Genomic DNA, 16,360 nt, shown 5'->3' with positions numbered 1-16,360 from the left:
GATTTTAGCGTGAACGGCCGGCGGACCGACGATAAACACCAACTGCGGAGGCAAAAGCCTCGCGACGAAGCTCAGCCCTGGCGCGCCTTATAGCGGGGGGCGGTCTTGTTGATGATGTAGACGCGGCCCTTGCGGCGAACCAGACGGTTGTCGCGATGACGCGCCTTCAGCGCCTTGAGCGAATTCTTGATCTTCATGGTCTTGCCTGTCGGTGTGGACCCGGTCCGGGTCGAAATTTTAAGGCGCGCCAGAAGACGCGCCTTTGAACTGTGGGTGGCTCATAAACGAGGAGCCTTGTCCGTGTCAACCGCAAGCATGCCCGGTAGCGGAGATGAATGCCCGGTGTCGTCAAATATCCGCAATCGGCCAATGGCTCGGCGCCGGCTGGTATGATGTGGTGGTCGCCACATGACTGGGGAACGCCATGCGCCGAGTTTTCCTGCCCGGTAGCTCGCGGCGTCGAGATTGCTGTCAGGCGCGGCGGCTGATCCGGGTGAAATGGCCCATCTTGCGGCCGGGCCGCGCTGCGGCCTTGCCGTAGAGATGCAGCATCAGGTCGGGCTTCGCCAGCAATTCCGGAACGCGCAAGATATCGTCGCCGATCAGGTTCTCCATCACGCAGTCGGAATGGCGTCGCGGGTCGCCGAGCGGCAGGCCGGCCACGGCGCGGATATGCTGCTCGAACTGCGAAACGGTGCAGGCGGCTTCCGTCCAGTGGCCTGAATTGTGGACGCGGGGTGCGATCTCGTTGGCCAGCAGCGAGCCATCGGCCAGCACGAAGAACTCGACGCCGATGACGCCGACATAGTCGAGCGCCGACAGGATCTTCACCGCCGCCGTCCGGGCCGCCTCGGCTGTCCGGGGCGCGATCGCGGCCGGCACGGTCGATGTGTGGAGAATGCCGTTGCGGTGGACGTTCTCGGCCGGATCGTAAGCGGCGACGACGCCATCGATGCCGCGCGCGGCGATGACGGAGACTTCGCGCTCAAAGGAAACGAAGGCCTCGAGGACCAGCGGCACGTTGCCCATGGCCTCGCAGGTGCCGGCGAAGCTGCCGGCTTGCATGTCGCGGAAGACGCGCTGGCCCTTGCCGTCATAGCCCATGCGCCGCGTCTTCAATATGCCGCTGCCGCCAAAGGATTTCAGCGCTGCGGTCAGCTCGCCGTCATTGTCGACCGCGCGGAAATCCGCCGTGGCAATGCCGATGCCGTTGAGAAATGTCTTCTCGGTCACCCGGTCCTGCGCCACATCAAGCGCGCGCGCAGGCGGATAGACCGCCACCTTTGCGGCGAGCGCCTCGGCGGCGGCAACCGGAACGTTCTCGAATTCATAGGTGACGACGGCACTTGCCTCGGCCAATTCGGCAAGCGCGGCGGGGTCATCGTAGGCGGCCGTGACCTGACGGTTGGCGACCTGTGCCGCGGGGCAATCCGGCTGCGGCTCCAGCACCACGGTGCGGTAGCCGAGGCGAGCGGCCGCTATTGCCAGCATGCGGCCGAGCTGGCCGCCGCCGATGATGCCAATGGTCGATCCGGCGGGCAGGCTCACGGCGTGTCCGTGGGTTCGGCCGCGACCTTGGCGGTCTGCGAGGCGCGCCAGGCATCGAGCCGCCCGGCAAGCTTGTCGTCGTTGAGCGCCAGAACGGCGGCAGCCAATAGGGCTGCATTGGCAGCACCGGCCTTGCCGATGGCCAGCGTCCCCACCGGAATGCCGGCCGGCATCTGGACGATGGACAGCAGCGAATCCTGTCCCGACAGGGCTTTGGATTCCACCGGCACGCCGAACACCGGCAGCGGTGTCATCGCCGCCGTCATGCCGGGCAGGTGCGCCGCACCGCCCGCACCGGCGATGATGACCTTGTAGCCGGCGGCCTTGGCGCCCTTGGCGAAGGCATAGAGCCGGTCGGGGGTGCGGTGCGCCGAGACGATCAGCCGTTTGTGCGGGATGCCAAGCGCCTCCAGTGTCTCGGCGGCATGGCGCATGGTCGCCCAGTCGGACTGGCTGCCCATGATGATGGCGACGTCGACGCGTTGATCGTCCAAGCTTCTGCTCCCGGCGACAAAGGCGCGCCTTAGCGGAATTCGGCGGCGGCGGCAAGGATGCGGGGCATTGCCGGGGTCCGGCCGGGAAATCAGCCTATGCCGCAGCCTTGCGGAAGCGGGCAACGAAATCGTCGAGTTCGGGCCGCTCCATGTCGGAGATCGCCCAGTAGGAGAAGGCGCCGTCGCTCCACTGCACCAGCGAAAAGCCGCCCGAGGAAAGATCGTCAGGCTCGCTGGCCTTGCCGCCCTGCTGCGGTTCGGCGACCAGCGTGATCAGATGCTCGCGGTGGCGGTAGACAAGTGCCGGCACCGGTCGGCCGGAAATCACCTCGACCCGGCCGCCGATCAGCGCAAAACCGTCCTTGGCAAGATCCGGTGCCGGCGGCGACACGCCGATCCGGGCGTCGAGCCAGGGCTTTACCGTGTGGCGGTCCGACGAGACGATATCGATCGGGCTGGCGGCAAGCAGGCTGCGGCGATGGCCGCTGGCGACCGCCGCGGCGAAGCTGTCGGACGCGCCGTTGACCATCACCCATTGCGTTGCCCCGCTGGCCAGCACCGCGCTGATCATGATCGAGGCGGCAAGAGCGCGCCAGTCGAACGAACCGAAGCGGCGCGCTCGACTTGGCGACAGCCGCGTATCGGCGTTTCGCCTCTGGCCTCTCCCGCCCGGGGCAAGCACCCCCGGGAGCGCCGGCCGGCCCTGCTGCGGCTTGGCCGTTTCGCCTGACTCCGGCTGCGCGGTGGCCGCAGTGCCAATGGCCGCGATGCGCGCGCGAAAGGCGTCGCCGACATCTGGGGGCGGCAGGCGGCTGACCGCGCCCCGCAAGGCCACGATGCGGGCATGCTCCGAGGCAAGCCGCGGATCGGCCGCAATGCGCCGCTCCACCGCAAGCGCGGCCGCTGCATCAAGTTCGCCATCGACGAGGGCGTGGATCATCAGCCTGATGCCTTCCGGATCATTGGGCAGTCCATCGTCATGCATGGTCATGGCGCTCTCCCCAGGTCAGACATAAGCAGGCTCCGCGCGCGAGCCAGCCTGGACATCACCGTGCCCATCGGCACGCCGAGCATGGCCGCTATCTCGCGATAGCTGAGGCCGCTGATGTCGCGCAGCACAAGCGTCTCGCGAAACGGCTGCGGCAGGGCTGCTATCGCCGTTTCAAGCGCCACCGTGTCGGCCTTGGCGATCAGGCTTGCCTCCGGACCATATTCGTCCGGCACGCTGATGCCGTGTGCCGCCGCCATCTCGTCGAGATCGCCGAGATCACCGACGGCCAACATGCCGCGCGGCCGGTTGCGCGACATCCAGGTATAGGCGGTGTTGCGCACGATGGTCAGCAGCCAGGCGCGGGCATTGCCACCGGCATAGCCTGATATGCCCGCATGCGCCTTTATGCAGGCGTCCTGCACGACGTCCTCGGCATCGGCGCCATTGCCGGTCAACCAGCGGGCAAGCGCCAGCGCGTCACCGAGATGAGGCAGCACCACCTCGCTGAAGCGCTCGGCTCCGGCCTTCTCGCTCAAAGCAGCACCATCCGATACTCCACGAGGAACAGGCCGTGCGCTTTCAAGCAATACCGGCGGTCTCGCCCCGCCCGTGCGGGCGAAACCCTCGGCAACAGGCAAAGCCGCCTGCCGTGGCGAAAGTGAATTCATCTGCGTCACCAGTGTCAAGCGCAATGGGAAAGCCGTGCATCATGGGAGAGAGGCCGGTTGAGGTCATGCGCTCCAGCACATGGCGGCCGCCGACGCCGCGGCCATGTTCGCTGTCGTGTTCATGATGACGGACATGCGGATCTCCTCAACGCCTGTAGCGGCCTATGTCGAGGAGACCCGTTGCGGCCGAGATTTATTCCCGCCGCGTACGCATCCGGCTGTTCACGGTTACGTGATCAGCCGGTGCTTTGGGTTCGTTGGTCCGCTTGGCGCTCAATCCGGCCAGCGCAAGGCGCCGGAAGAGACCTTGCGAGCAATCTTCATGGCGTCGGCGGGCCGGTCCTTCGCGGTCAACAGGGCGCGCAGCCGTTCGGCGACGATTTCCGCCTCTCCGGGATGAAGATTGCAGGGGTCGAGGAAGAAATGGCCGCGTTCGACCTCGTGATTGCGCACGATGATGGGCGGCGATCCACCGGCAAGCGCCGAGGCAAGGCCGGCGGCGGTGAAGCGGCTTTCCGGCAGCACGAAGACCTGCAGGCGGTCGAGCGGGTTGGAGGTCGGGTCGGGAATGATCTCCGCGCCAATGCCCGGGATACCCTGCAGAGCATCCTTCCAAAGGTTGAGGGCGGCCTCTTCGCGCCGGCGGATGCCGGCGTGGTCGCGCTTCTCCCATGCCTCGAGCGCGGCCATGGTGCCGGCGATGCTTTCCTTGCCGACCTTCATGGCGCGGGCGACGCCGCGGTTCTGCAGATAGGCGGCGCGCACCAGATCCTTGCGTCCGGTGACGATGCCGCTGGTCGGGCCGCTCAGGAATTTGTGGCCGCTGTAGATGACGATGTCGGCGCCACGCGCCAGGAAGCCGCGCAGGTCATATTCGGAAGCCGCGTCGACGATCACCGGCACGCCCCTGGCGTGGCAGATTTCGCAGAATTCCTCCAGCGACAGCATGCCGTACTGCACCGTGTGATGCGCGACGACGTAGAGGCCTGCCGCCGTTCGCTCGTTGATCGCGTCGCGCACATGATAGTCCTGCGTGACGCTGACCGTGCCGGCGGGCACCACCTTGGCGCCGGCAACGCGGACCGACTGGTCGATCGGGGCACCGTAGTTGACGATGTGGCCAAGCTGGATGATCACCTCCGACTTGAGGTCGCCGGTGTCGTCCGGCAGGCGTTCGATGGCGAGCAGGTTGGTTCCCGTCATCGCGCCGGCGATCGCCATGGTGATGCCGCTGGCACAGCAGGCGGTGATGAAGCCGGCCTCGCCACCGGTGAGGCGCGCGACGACGGCGCTTGCGGCGCGCTGCAGATCGTCCATTTCCACCCATTGCGATGCCATTTCAGACATGGCGCTGATCGCTTCAGGCACGATGATCGACGCGCCGAGCGCCGTCATCGTGCCGGAGACGTTGATGATCGGGCGAAGGCCGAGCCGTTCGCGGATCGTGGTGTTGGAGCCGGTGTCTGAATATGTTTTCATGTGAGCAATCCCGTGGATGACAGATCAGGCAGCGATCTCGACGACCGCTTCGATTTCGACGGTGATGTTTCCCGGCAAGGAGCCGACGCCGATCGCCGAGCGGGCATGCCCGCCGATCGTGGCGAAAACGTCGGCGAAAAGATCGGAGCAGCCATTCACCACTTTGGGGTGGTCGCTGAAGGTCGGCGTGGCGTTGACGAAGCCGAGCAGCTTGACGACGCGCACGATGCGGCCGAGATCGCCGGCGGCAGCATGCATGACGGCAAGCAGGTTGAGGCCGGTAAGGCGGGCATGCTGATAAGCCTGCTCCACCGTTACATCCTCGCCCACCTTCCCGGTGCAGAGCGTGCCGTCGGCCCGCAGCGGTCCCTGGCCGGACAGGAAGATCAGCCGGCCGCTCTCGGCATGGGTGACGAAGTTGGCGATGGGCGTCGGCGGCTCGGGCAATGTGAGGCCGAGTTCGGCGAGCCTGGTGTAAGGCGTCATGGAAGAAGGCTCCTTGGGATGGCGTCAACCATCCGATGTCAGAAGTGCGAGGCGCGGAAGCGCGCCAGGAAATTGCGCAGACGCTCATTGTCGGCGTCCGCAGCAAGGATCTCCTTCGGCGGGCCGACGGCGCCGACGCCGCCATCGGCCATGAAGACGATGCGGCTCGAGGCGTCGCGGGCAAAGGCCATCTCATGCGTGACCATCACCATCGTCATGCCGTCCTCGGCGAGGCTGCGCACCACTTCAAGCACCTCGCCGACGAGTTCCGGATCGAGGGCGGAGGTTATCTCGTCGAGCAGCAGGATTTTCGGCCCCATGGCCACGGCGCGCGCAATTCCGACGCGCTGCTGCTGGCCGCCGGAGAGCTCCGCCGGCAGGCTGTCGGCCTTATGGGCAAGACCGACGCGGCCGAGCCAGTGTTCGGCAATCGTGCGCGCCTCCACGGTGCTTTTGCCGCGCACCTTGGTGAGGCCGAGCATGATGTTGCCGGCGGCGGTGAGATGCGGAAACAGGTTGAAGCTCTGGAACACCATGCCGGTCTCGGCGCGCATCGCGGCAAGGTCGCGTTCGCTGCGGCGCTGGCGGGCTCCGGTTTCTCGGAAGCCGACCTCCTTGCCGTCGATGCGGATGGACCCGCTGTCATAGCTCTCCAGGAAGTTGACGCAGCGCAGCAGCGTGGTCTTGCCGCTGCCCGAGGGCCCGATGACCGTCACCACCTCGCCGCGCGCCACGCGCAGGCTGACCGAGCGCAGGACCTGGACGGCGCCAAAGGATTTGGACACATCGCGGATGTCGAGAAGGGCCGGGGCATCGTTCGAGCTTGTGGACATTGCTATTCCCGGATGAAGGAGAAACGCCGCTCCAGCCGCCTGCTGGCAAGCGAAAGCGCATAGTTGACGGCGAAGTAGATGAGGGCGCCAAGGATGTAGAGCGGCATGGCCTCATAGGTGCGGCCGATGACCTGGTTGATGGCCTGCATGAGATCGGTGATGCCGAGCAGCGAGACCAGCGCGCTGCCCTTGACCGCGTCGGTGACGCCATTGATCCAGGGCGGCAGGAAACGCCTGAACGCTTGCGGAAAGATGACATGGGCCAGCCGCTGGCGGAAGGTCAGGCCGATCGCCATTGCCGCCTCCGATTGTCCCTTCGGGATGGAGCCGACGGCGCCCCGGAGATATTCGACGACCTGGGCTGTCTTGAACAAGGTCAGCGCCAGCACGGCAGCCCAGAAGGACGGCAGGTGAAGCCCGACGGCCGGCATCCCGTAGTAGACGAAGAAGATGAGCACCAGGATCGGTATGCCGCGAATAGTGTCGCTGAAGATGCGCACCGCCCAGCGCGCCGGCGCCGGGCCATAGACCAGGCCGACGCCAAGGACGACACCGGCGACGAGCGAGAACGTCACGACCAGCAGCGACACCCAAAGCGTCAGCGCAAAACCCTGAGCCAGGAAAGGCAAGGCGTAGGCGATCTGGCCAAGCATGCTAGTGCACCACCTTGAACCAGCGTTCGACGAGCCGGAGCGCGTAAAGCAGGGCGTAGCCGGTCAGCAGATACATCGCCGTCACGACGAGATAGACCTCGACGATGCGGAAGGTGTTGAAGTTGATCCATTGCGCGCCGAAGGTCAGTTCGGGCACCGAGATGACCGAAGCGACGGAGGTATCCTTGAACAGCGATATGAAAGTGTTGGAAAGCGCCGGCAGCGTGATGCGCAGCATGGTCGGCAGGCGCACATGGAGCAGCCTTTGCCAGGGCGTCAGGCCGATCGCCTTGCCGGCGTCTAGCTGGCCGCGCGGCACCGCTTCGAGACCGGAGCGGAACACCTCGACCAGATAGGCGCCGCTGTAGAGCGCCAGCGTGGCGACGAACGAGGTTTGCGCGCTGTAGGCGATGTCGACCACGGTCGGCAGACCGTAGAAGACGAGATAGACGAGCAGGATCAGCGGCACGTTTCGGATGAATTCGACATAGGCGGCAATGATGCCGCGCACCATGCGTCCGGCCGACACGTACCAGACCGCCAGGACCAGGCCGATGACGATGCCGATGGCGATCGAGATGACGGCGAGCTCCAGGCTGAGCAGCAGACCGCCCCACAGCTTGTCGAAATGCCGCCAGATCAGGTTGAAATTGAGCGCATAACCCATGCGTCGGCCTCAGTGCTCCCGATGTGACGCAAAGCTGGCCGCGTCGCCAGGAAAAAAGGCGGAAGGGTCGGCGCCCTTCCGCCGATGACGTCAGATAACCGGGAAGCCGGGGTGGCGCGCCGGCGGCTCCTGCCCGAAATAGTCCTTGAACGCGGCGTCATAGAGCGCCGTTTCATGGCCGAACATGGCGATGGTGAAGGTCTGGTTGACGAAGGTCAGCCAATCGAGATCGCCTTGCCGGAGCGCCGCGCCATAAAGCATCGAGTACCAGCTCTTGCCGGCATCGAAGTATTTGTCCGGATTGCGCGAGGCGAGCCAGCGCACGGTGGAGAGGTCGACGGCAGCGGCATCGGCACGCTTGGATTCCAATGCCTGCAGCACGTTGGCCTGTGTATCGATCTGCATCACCTGCGCCTCCGGCAAGGCAAAATGCACCGAAGATTCGGCGTCGACATTCTGCAGGATGGAAACGCGCGTCGCGGAGCCTGCGGCAAGCAGCTTGTCGAAGGTCTTGTTCTCGGCGCCGGGCAAAGTCAGCAAGGCGACGCCCTCGACGTAGTAAGGCCTGGAGAAGTTGATCAGCTGCGAGCGCTGCGCGGTCATGGTCATGAACTGGATGGTGATGTCGACCTTGTTCGTCGTCACGTTCGGAATGCGCTGCGCCGGGTCCTGCATGACGAACTCGACCTTGGCCGGGTCATCGAATAAGCCCTTTGCCAGGATGCGCCCCATGGTGATGTCCATGCCGACGAGTTCGCCGGCATCGTTCTCGAAATGCCATGGCGCATTGGTGCTTCCGGTGCCGACAATCAATTTGCCGCGCTCCAGCACGGTGCGTAGCAGGCTATCGGGCGCAGCCTGCGCCGCCGCCTTCTGGACGTCGACCGTTGCCGCCGCGCTCATGACGCCGGCCGTTGCCAGTCCGGCCATACCCAGTTTCAGAAAATCACGCCTTTTGGATGTGTCGTCCACAGCGACCTCCTTTCGTGTTGTGTTCCCCTACGCACAGGCAATACGCGCACCCGGATCGTTACAGAAATTGTCTCTTACAAGGGACGAGTGTATCCTGTACAAGACAGATACTAACATCAGGAATCGACAATGCAAGATGGCAGCGCCTTGGCGGTCTCAGCGGACGCAAAGATTTCGGTCTCTCGGGAGAAGGGCCTCAACCGGGTGCTCGAGATTCTGGAGTTCCTTCATTCGACGCAGCGCGCCATCGGTATCGGCGACCTCGCCAAGGGGGTCAACGCGCCGCGTTCGACCACCTACACACTGGTGCGATCGCTGGTCGATGCGGGCCTCCTGGAGATGGCCGGCGACGGCAACCGCGTCTATTTCGGTAAGAAGCTCTATCTCTATGGAATGGATTATGTGCGCGGCAACGACCTCTTGAGGCGAGGACGCCAGGAGGTCGACAACCTGTCGCGCGAGACCGGTGAGACCTCCGAACTGTGCATGCTGCAGAGCGGCCGCTACACGATCGTCCACTCGAGCCCGGGCACCCGGCCGTTCCGCATCAGCTCCGCCACCGGATTGCAGATTCCGCTGCCCTGGACCGCGTCAGGCAGGCTGCTGCTCGCCGGCCTCGAACAGGCCCGGATCGAAGCCATGATATCGGAAGACGACCTTATGCTGCCCGATGGCCGCAGATTGCGTCTGGACGATTTCATCGCCGACATAGCGACGGCGCGAGCCACCGGCTATTGCATCACTTCGGGGCTCGTCGACGCCTATACGAAATGCCTCGCCGCGCCGGTGTTTTCAGCACCCGGCACCGTCGAGGCGACGATGTGTCTAGTGGTGCCCATCGACACGTCGCAGGAGAAGACAGGCGAACTCCTGGCCCTGTTGCGCGAACGCGCGGCGCGGCTTTCGATCGCGGCCTGGACCTGAAGTCAGGCGATGATGTCCGGGATGATCTTGTCTTCCAGCTTCATCAGCCGATCCTTCAGCGCAAGCTTCTTCTTCTTCATGCGCTGGATCTGCAGCGGGTCGCAGTTCATGGCGATCATCGCATTGATCGCGGCGTCGAAATCGGCGTGTTCCTGCTTCAGCCGGGAAAATTCGAGGCGAATATCGGCCTGTTCCTGATCGGACATTCTCTACCGTCTGCACGTCTGCGGCGCCCAAAGCTGGGCCTGATTGGGCGGGGGGTGGCACTCTCTACCACCGGCGCGCAGCCCATATCACATTTCACGTTGTCGTGGAATGCTACCACGGATCATTCGACATCGCTGCGCGAAGGTGGCACACTGTCATTGTGCCGTCACAGAGCGAGCCTGCGGTGGACGCGCCTTTGGCGGCTGCAATCGAGGAAATCATGAAAGGGAGAACCAATCATGTCTCTTGCATCCCATCTTGATGAGTTGCAGCGGAAACACGGCGACATCGAACGCGAGCTCGATGACGCGATGAATCACCCGTCGGTGGACGACCTCGAAATCGTGAATCTCAAGCGACGCAAGCTGGCAATCAAGGACGAGATTGAAAAACTGAGGGCCAAACCCACGACGCATTGATGCCCCACTGACATAACCGCTCACCATTCGGGTCTTTCCTGCCGGCGGCAATTGCCGCCGGACTGGTGGTTTTGATCTTCGGTTTCAGGTCGACCATCACAGATATTCGTACCAGGCAGAGGCCTTCCGACTTCCTAGTCCCAGGACGAGCAGGGGCGAAGCTCGTCGCGGCTCCCCTTTACCGTAACTGACCGAAGAGTGCAGCGGAGCAGAATTCCGCCTTGCCGCGGCGCTCTGAGGTCAGGGCTTGGATTCTGGGACTGCGCTGCGTCGCTCTTCTCCTTGCTCCTCCCCGAAATGACGGACTCGTTCCGGGAAAGACAAAGCGATGGGGCCTGCCAATCGCCAGGTAGCCGATTGGCCGACGCAAGCGAGCGATAAAAGTCGGGCGCCGAGCAACCGGCGGCGGCATCGATTGCGGCCAGTGGCGACCTGTCGCCATTGACAAGCCATCTTTGCTCCTCCACCTCATGCCCGGACTTCAGCGCATCGGCCCGGAGCGCGCTTTTGTGGGTCCAAGTGGACGCGCGGCGCTCCAGAGATTAAAGGCTGCCGGCATGACCGGATATTATTCCTTTCCCTTCCCGCGCCGCACCTCGGTGGGCGTCGATGTGGGCGGCGTGGTGGTTGGCGGCGGTGCTCCCGTCGTCGTGCAGTCGATGACCAATACGGATACCGCCGATGTCGACCAGACGGTCGCCCAGGTCGCGGCGCTGCACCGCGCCGGCTCCGAGATCGTGCGCATTACCGTCGACCGCGATGAAAGCGCCGCCGCCGTGCCGCGCATCCGGGAGCGGCTGGCGCGGCTCGGTATCAACGTGCCCATCGTCGGCGACTTCCACTATATTGGCCACAAGCTCCTGGCCGATCATCCGGCCTGCGCCGAGGCGCTGGCCAAATACCGCATCAATCCCGGCAATGTCGGCTTCAAGGACAAGAAGGACCGGCAGTTCGCGGCAATCGTCGAGATGGCGATCAAGCATGACAAGCCGGTGCGCATCGGCGTCAACTGGGGTTCGCTCGACCAGGAACTCCTGACCCGGCTGATGGACGACAACCAAGCCCGCGGCTTTCCATTGACCGCACAGCAAGTGACGCGCGAGGCGATCGTGCAGTCGGCGATCCTCTCGGCCGAGATGGCCGAGGAGATCGGCCTTGGCCGCGACAAGATCATCCTCTCGGCGAAGGTCAGCGGCGTGCAGGACCTGATCGCCGTCTACACCGAGCTCGCCAGCCGTTCCGACCATGCGCTGCATCTCGGCCTCACTGAGGCCGGCATGGGCTCGAAAGGCATCGTCGCCTCATCCGCCGCCATGGGCATACTGTTGCAGCAAGGCATCGGCGACACCATCCGCATATCGCTGACGCCGGAGCCGAATGGCGATCGCACGCGCGAGGTACAGGTGTCGCAAGAATTGCTGCAGACCATGGGTTTCAGGCAATTCGTGCCGATCGTCGCCGCTTGCCCCGGCTGCGGCCGCACAACCTCGACCGTGTTCCAGGAACTGGCCCAGAACATCCAGGCCGATCTCAGGAAGAACATGCCGGCGTGGCGTGAGAAATACCCGGGGGTCGAGAACCTCAAGGTCGCCGTGATGGGCTGCATCGTCAACGGCCCGGGCGAGTCCAAACATGCCGATATCGGCATTTCGCTGCCCGGCACCGGCGAGACGCCGACAGCGCCCGTTTTCGTCGACGGCAAGAAGGCGGCGACGCTGCGCGGACCGTCGATCGCGCAGGATTTCGAAAAGATGGTCGCCGACTATATCGAACAACGATTTGGTCGCGGCAAGGCCGCGGCAGAGTAGGTCGAATGCTGCGCTTCCTCCCGGTGGCGCTGATCCTGCTGTGCGGGTGGCCCACCCTGGTCCAGGCCGATCCGCCGCAATCGGCCAAGCAGCGGCTGATCGACAAGGTCTGCAACCTGATCCAGGCCCATGCCGACCAGAACGGCCTGCCCAGGGATTTCTTCGCCCGGCTGATCTGGAAGGAAAGTCGGTTCGATCCCAACGCCGTCAGTCCGGTCGGCGCCGAAGGAATCGCCCAGTTCATGCCGGGGACCGCCAAGATGCGCGGGCTCGCCAATTCCTTCGACATCAACCAGGCGATCCCGGCCTCGGCGAAATACCTCGCCGAGATGAAGACCAGCTATGGCAATCTCGGCCTGGCGGCCGCCGCCTACAATGCCGGCGAAAACCGGGTCTCGCGCTGGCTGGGCTCGGGCGGCTTCCTGCCGATGGAAACCGAAAGCTATGTCTTCGACATTATGGGCGAGCCGGTCGATAAGTTCGCCGACCGCGCCTATGCCGGAAGCGTGCGACCGCTCGACGCGAAATCCGATTTCGTCGCGGCCTGCCGTAAGCTCCCGGTGATCATGTCGCGGACGGTGGCGATGGCTTCCATCAACATAAAGCCGTGGGGAATCCAGGTGGCCGGCAATTTCCGCCGCAGCGCCGCGGTCAACCAGTGGCTCAGGGTGAGGGGCCGCTTCCCGGCCCTGCTAGCCGGGCATGATCCGGTGGTCAGCCGGGTGCGCACGCCGATCGGCCGGCGCGGCATCTACGCGGTCAGGATCGGGGTCGACGACCGTGCCGCCGCCGGCGCTATCTGCCAGAAATTGCAAAGTGTCGGCGGGGCATGCGTGGTGGTGCGCAACCGATAGCGGGTGTGTCGTTGCGGGTGAAGGGGCGATAAAAATGACGGCCGCGGCTATAGGCGACCCTGGATTGGCCGGCATTGCCCTGCCTTCAACGAGCAATGAGGGCCGCAGGATGGTCGACGCATATGTCATCTGCGGCACGCCCAGGACCGGAAGCACTTTGCTGTGCAAGCTCCTGGCCTCCACGAAGGCGGCGGGCGATCCTCATTCGTTCTATCGGCGGCAGGACGTGCCCGAATGGGCCGAAGAGTGGGGGCTGCCCGGCCGCGACACGATGGGCGAACTCGAATTCAATGCCGCCTATCTCAATGCGGCCATCGCCGCCGGCAAGGGTGGGACCGGCATTTTCGGCCTGCGCCTGATGCGAGAGAATCTGGATGAGCTTTCAGCGATACTCGACCGGATTTTCCCGGGGCTTGTCTCGGATAAAGCTCGTTTCGAGAGGGCTTTTGGCCGTGTTCTCTACATACATCTGTCACGCGAGGACAAGCTTGCGCAGGCCGTATCGCTGGTCAAGGCGCAGCAAACCGGCCTTTGGCATGTCGCTCCCGATGGCACCGAACTGGAAAGGGTGGGGCCTCCCCGGGAACCTCGATATGATTTCGGGCGGATCAAGGATGAGGTTGCCGGGCTCGATGGTTATGACACTGCCTGGAACATGTGGTTCGCGGAGCAAGAGGTAATCCCGCTGCGGATCGGCTATGAGCGCCTGTCGAGCGATCCGGTTGCAACGTTGGCGTCCGTTTGCGACGCCTTGGGGGTTCAGGCACCGGATGCTGGGGATATAAGACCCGGCGTCGCAAGGCTTGCCGACGAGACAAGCCTCAACTGGATGCGCCGTTATCATCTGGATGCGGCGTCCGAGGCGTCGACGGTATAGCTATGCCGTCTTCGCCACCACCGTTTCGCTGAGCCAGGTGCCGATCTTGGCGCCGAGGCGGTCGGGTGAAACCGGCTTCGGCAGATAGTCGTCCATGCCGGCTTCGATGCACTTGTCGCGGTCGCCCTTCAGCGCATGCGCGGTGACGCCGATGATCGGAATGTGGCTGCCATCCGAGGCCTCCGTCGCCCGGATGGCGCGGGTCGCCTCGTAACCGTTCATCTCCGGCATGGAGACGTCCATCAGGATCAGCCTCGGGCGCAACGAGCGGTACATCTCGACCGCCGTGCGGCCGTTGCCGGCTATACGATAGCTCAAGCCCAACCCGTTGAGAATCTGGCCGAACACCAGCTGGTTCACCTCGTTGTCCTCGGCGATGAGGATGTCGATCGGACCATTCGGCGCGACCGTCGGTTCCGGCACGGGGACGGCCGGCATTGCCGGGCCGCGGATGACGGTAAAAGCGGGCGGCGCCGCCTGCGGCAGCGCCGGTACAGGTTCGCGAACGAACTGCGCCCTGCCGACCTGCGAGCGGGCTTTCTGGACGACCGAGATGACGGTGCCGAGCAGGACCGCGGAGCGCGCCGGCTTGGTCAGGTGCGCGGCAATGCCGAAATCAATGATCATCTTGCCGAAATCGACCTGGTCGACCGAGGTCAGGAGCACGACCGGTATGGCCGACAGCCGGCTGTCGGCGGCAATGGCTTTCGCGACATCGGCGCCGTTCATACCGGGCATCTGGTAATCGAGGATGATGCAATCGACGGCGGCCCCCAGCTGGCAGGCGCGGTCGAGGAAAGCCAGGCCGACCGCACCGCTTTCGGCGGCGGCGCAGTCGAAGCTCCAGCTCCTGAGCTGTTCGAGCAGGATCTCGCGGTTGACCGGATTGTCGTCGATGACCAGAACGCGGGCGCCGGTGACGTCGACCGGCACGATCTCGTCGCGAGCCTCGGCACGATGCACGGGCAGGGGCACCGCGAACCAGAATACGGAGCCGCGGCCGATCTCGCTCTCGACGCCGATCTTGCCGGCCATCAGGTCGACGAGGCGGGCGGCGATGGCGAGACCGAGGCCGGTGCCCTCGTGACGGCGGGTCGAGGAGCCGTCGACCTGGGCGAATTTCTCGAACACGTTCTGCAACTTCTCGGCCGGGATGCCGATGCCGGTGTCCTCGACGCGCAGCTTGAGCTGGACGACATCATTGACGGTTTCGCCGCCGACGTCGATCAGCACATGGCCCTTCTCGGTGAACTTCACCGCGTTGCCGAGCAGGTTGGTGACGATCTGGCGGAACCGCCCGGCGTCGCCGACGACGTAGGCCGGCAGGCGCGGGTCGACGCGCACGATCAGTTCGAGGTTCTTTTCGGCGACATGGGCGGAGACGAGCGTGGCCACATCCTCGACCGCCTCGGCAAGGCGGAACGGCGCCGGGTCGAGCGTGAGCTGGCCGGCATTGATCTTGGAGAAATCGAGGATGTCGTTGATGATGGTGAGCAGCGCGTTGCCGGATTTGACGATGACGTCGGTGAAGGTCTTCTGGCGCGCGGTCAGCTCGGTCTTGGCCAGCAGCTCGGCCATGCCGAGCACGCCGTTCATCGGCGTGCGGATTTCGTGGCTCATATTGGCGAGGAATTCCGATTTGGCGCGGTCGGCCGCCTCGGCCTTGAACAGCGACTCGGCGGATTCGGCGAAGGCGCGGCGGATGGCTTGCTCCATCGGCCGGAAGATCCAGAAAGCGGCGATGGAGAGCACCGCGAACAGCAATCCGCTCGCCCACAGCAGCAGCCGGTCACTGGAGGCATCGGCCAAATGACGCTCGTCGTCCATGGCGGTGCGGACGCGGACCAGCATCGGCTGGGCAAACAGGTCGTTCTGGTTGCGGATTTCGCGATAGCTCCACTCATCGACCTTCTGCGCCACCGACATCAGGTTGAAGTTTCGAATCATGTCGCGCGGAGACCAGAACAGGTCGCCATTGACCGAAGCGGATTCGAGCTCGTTGATCGTCTTTGTCGACAGGCGTGGACGCAATGCGGCGATCTGGGCCGCAAGCGTCCCAATCTCGCTGGTCAGGCGTTCCGAATGGCCGCGCGCCGACGCGGTCAGCGCATCGCGCGTCTCCGCTCGCCAGGCGGTTCCCGTCGTCTCGGCGAAGCTGGTCGCGTTGCGCAGATCGCGGGTAAAGATGACAAGGTTGCTGCTCAGGGCATCGATCTGGTGGCGGAAGGAATTGACGCGATCAAGTGCGAGCATGATCGCCAGCGAAGCCAACGCGAAGATCAGCAATCCTGAGAGATAACGGCTCCGGATGGACCGTATGAAGGAAGAATATTCCGGCATGCGCAACCCCAACACATACGCATTATTTTAACGGTCGGGATTACGCTTGATTTACATTAAGATTTCGTTCTGGCGACCGAGAATTTCGGATTCCCGCAGCCTCCCATGTAGCCTGCCGGCTGCGCCGAGATGAAGGGCCG

At 64.3% G+C, this 16,360-nt stretch carries 18 protein-coding genes; 5 read left to right on the top strand and 13 right to left on the bottom strand.

Going from position 1 to position 16,360, the window contains the following annotated elements:
* Positions 1-71 precede the first annotated feature (71 nt).
* The 11 genes from ykgO to FJ490_RS07200 all read right to left on the bottom strand — a co-directional run bounded on the left by ykgO (position 72) and on the right by FJ490_RS07200 (position 8,791).
* A complete protein-coding gene (gene ykgO, locus FJ490_RS07250; RefSeq protein ID WP_125004464.1) occupies positions 72-197 on the bottom strand; it encodes a type B 50S ribosomal protein L36 in 126 nt (41 codons plus the stop codon).
* A 274-nt stretch (positions 198-471) separates the two neighbouring features.
* Positions 472-1,548 (bottom strand): 5-(carboxyamino)imidazole ribonucleotide synthase, encoded by a 1,077-nt coding sequence (locus FJ490_RS07245; RefSeq protein WP_140662914.1) that lies wholly within the window; start codon positions 1,546-1,548, stop codon positions 472-474.
* Positions 1,545-2,042 (bottom strand): 5-(carboxyamino)imidazole ribonucleotide mutase, encoded by a 498-nt coding sequence (gene purE, locus FJ490_RS07240; protein ID WP_140625003.1) that lies wholly within the window; start codon positions 2,040-2,042, stop codon positions 1,545-1,547. Before purE ends, FJ490_RS07245 begins: the two co-directional genes overlap by 4 nt.
* A 94-nt stretch (positions 2,043-2,136) precedes the next feature.
* On the bottom strand, positions 2,137-3,033 hold the full coding sequence (locus tag FJ490_RS07235) for an anti-sigma factor (RefSeq protein ID WP_140729273.1): 897 nt from the start codon (positions 3,031-3,033) through the stop codon (positions 2,137-2,139).
* Positions 3,030-3,569, bottom strand: a complete 540-nt coding sequence (locus tag FJ490_RS07230; protein ID WP_140500476.1) for a sigma-70 family RNA polymerase sigma factor — start codon at positions 3,567-3,569, stop codon at positions 3,030-3,032. Before FJ490_RS07230 ends, FJ490_RS07235 begins: the two co-directional genes overlap by 4 nt.
* Positions 3,570-3,974: 405 nt before the next feature.
* On the bottom strand, positions 3,975-5,180 hold the full coding sequence (locus FJ490_RS07225; protein WP_140685959.1) for an aminotransferase class V-fold PLP-dependent enzyme: 1,206 nt from the start codon (positions 5,178-5,180) through the stop codon (positions 3,975-3,977).
* Positions 5,181-5,204: 24 nt separating this feature from the next.
* Complete coding sequence (locus FJ490_RS07220; protein WP_140550900.1) at positions 5,205-5,666, bottom strand: RidA family protein; 462 nt, start codon at positions 5,664-5,666, stop codon at positions 5,205-5,207.
* A gap of 38 nt (positions 5,667-5,704) precedes the next feature.
* Positions 5,705-6,499, bottom strand: a complete 795-nt coding sequence (locus FJ490_RS07215) for an amino acid ABC transporter ATP-binding protein (RefSeq protein ID WP_140525750.1) — start codon at positions 6,497-6,499, stop codon at positions 5,705-5,707.
* A gap of 2 nt (positions 6,500-6,501) precedes the next feature.
* Positions 6,502-7,152 carry an amino acid ABC transporter permease gene (locus FJ490_RS07210; RefSeq protein ID WP_140500483.1) on the bottom strand — a complete coding sequence of 217 codons (651 nt, stop codon included), beginning with the start codon at positions 7,150-7,152 and terminating at the stop codon, positions 6,502-6,504.
* Between the two features lies 1 nt (position 7,153).
* Positions 7,154-7,819, bottom strand: a complete 666-nt coding sequence (locus tag FJ490_RS07205; RefSeq protein WP_140500485.1) for an amino acid ABC transporter permease — start codon at positions 7,817-7,819, stop codon at positions 7,154-7,156.
* A 90-nt stretch (positions 7,820-7,909) separates the two neighbouring features.
* Positions 7,910-8,791 (bottom strand): transporter substrate-binding domain-containing protein, encoded by an 882-nt coding sequence (locus FJ490_RS07200; protein WP_140500486.1) that lies wholly within the window; start codon positions 8,789-8,791, stop codon positions 7,910-7,912.
* A 129-nt stretch (positions 8,792-8,920) separates the two neighbouring features.
* On the opposite strand from FJ490_RS07200, the gene FJ490_RS07195 reads away from it, so the two are divergent.
* On the top strand, positions 8,921-9,715 hold the full coding sequence (locus FJ490_RS07195) for an IclR family transcriptional regulator (RefSeq protein WP_140500488.1): 795 nt from the start codon (positions 8,921-8,923) through the stop codon (positions 9,713-9,715).
* Positions 9,716-9,717: 2 nt separating this feature from the next.
* On the opposite strand, the gene FJ490_RS07190 is transcribed toward FJ490_RS07195, so the two are convergent.
* Positions 9,718-9,921 (bottom strand): YdcH family protein, encoded by a 204-nt coding sequence (locus FJ490_RS07190; protein ID WP_140550905.1) that lies wholly within the window; start codon positions 9,919-9,921, stop codon positions 9,718-9,720.
* A gap of 240 nt (positions 9,922-10,161) precedes the next feature.
* Between FJ490_RS07190 and FJ490_RS07185 the strand changes: the two genes are divergently transcribed.
* The 4 genes from FJ490_RS07185 (at position 10,162) to FJ490_RS07170 (ending at position 13,880) form a co-directional block, all read left to right on the top strand.
* Positions 10,162-10,341 (top strand): YdcH family protein, encoded by a 180-nt coding sequence (locus FJ490_RS07185; protein WP_097571999.1) that lies wholly within the window; start codon positions 10,162-10,164, stop codon positions 10,339-10,341.
* Between the two features lie 557 nt (positions 10,342-10,898).
* Positions 10,899-12,149: a flavodoxin-dependent (E)-4-hydroxy-3-methylbut-2-enyl-diphosphate synthase gene (gene ispG, locus FJ490_RS07180; RefSeq protein ID WP_140517596.1), complete on the top strand. Its 1,251-nt coding sequence runs from the start codon at positions 10,899-10,901 to the stop codon at positions 12,147-12,149.
* Between the two features lie 5 nt (positions 12,150-12,154).
* Positions 12,155-13,003: a lytic transglycosylase domain-containing protein gene (locus tag FJ490_RS07175; RefSeq protein ID WP_140562409.1), complete on the top strand. Its 849-nt coding sequence runs from the start codon at positions 12,155-12,157 to the stop codon at positions 13,001-13,003.
* 64 nt (positions 13,004-13,067) lie between these two features.
* On the top strand, positions 13,068-13,880 hold the full coding sequence (locus tag FJ490_RS07170; protein ID WP_246672782.1) for a Stf0 family sulfotransferase: 813 nt from the start codon (positions 13,068-13,070) through the stop codon (positions 13,878-13,880).
* Here the strand turns inward: FJ490_RS07170 and FJ490_RS07165 are convergent, their stop codons facing one another.
* Positions 13,881-16,220, bottom strand: coding sequence for a response regulator (locus FJ490_RS07165; RefSeq protein ID WP_140625009.1), 2,340 nt, complete (start codon positions 16,218-16,220; stop codon positions 13,881-13,883).
* Positions 16,221-16,360 lie beyond the last annotated feature (140 nt).

The organism is Mesorhizobium sp. B2-5-11 (assembly GCF_006440835.1).
In the GTDB taxonomy this organism is placed as follows: domain Bacteria; phylum Pseudomonadota; class Alphaproteobacteria; order Rhizobiales; family Rhizobiaceae; genus Mesorhizobium.
This window is presented reverse-complemented; position numbering and strand designations above follow the sequence as displayed.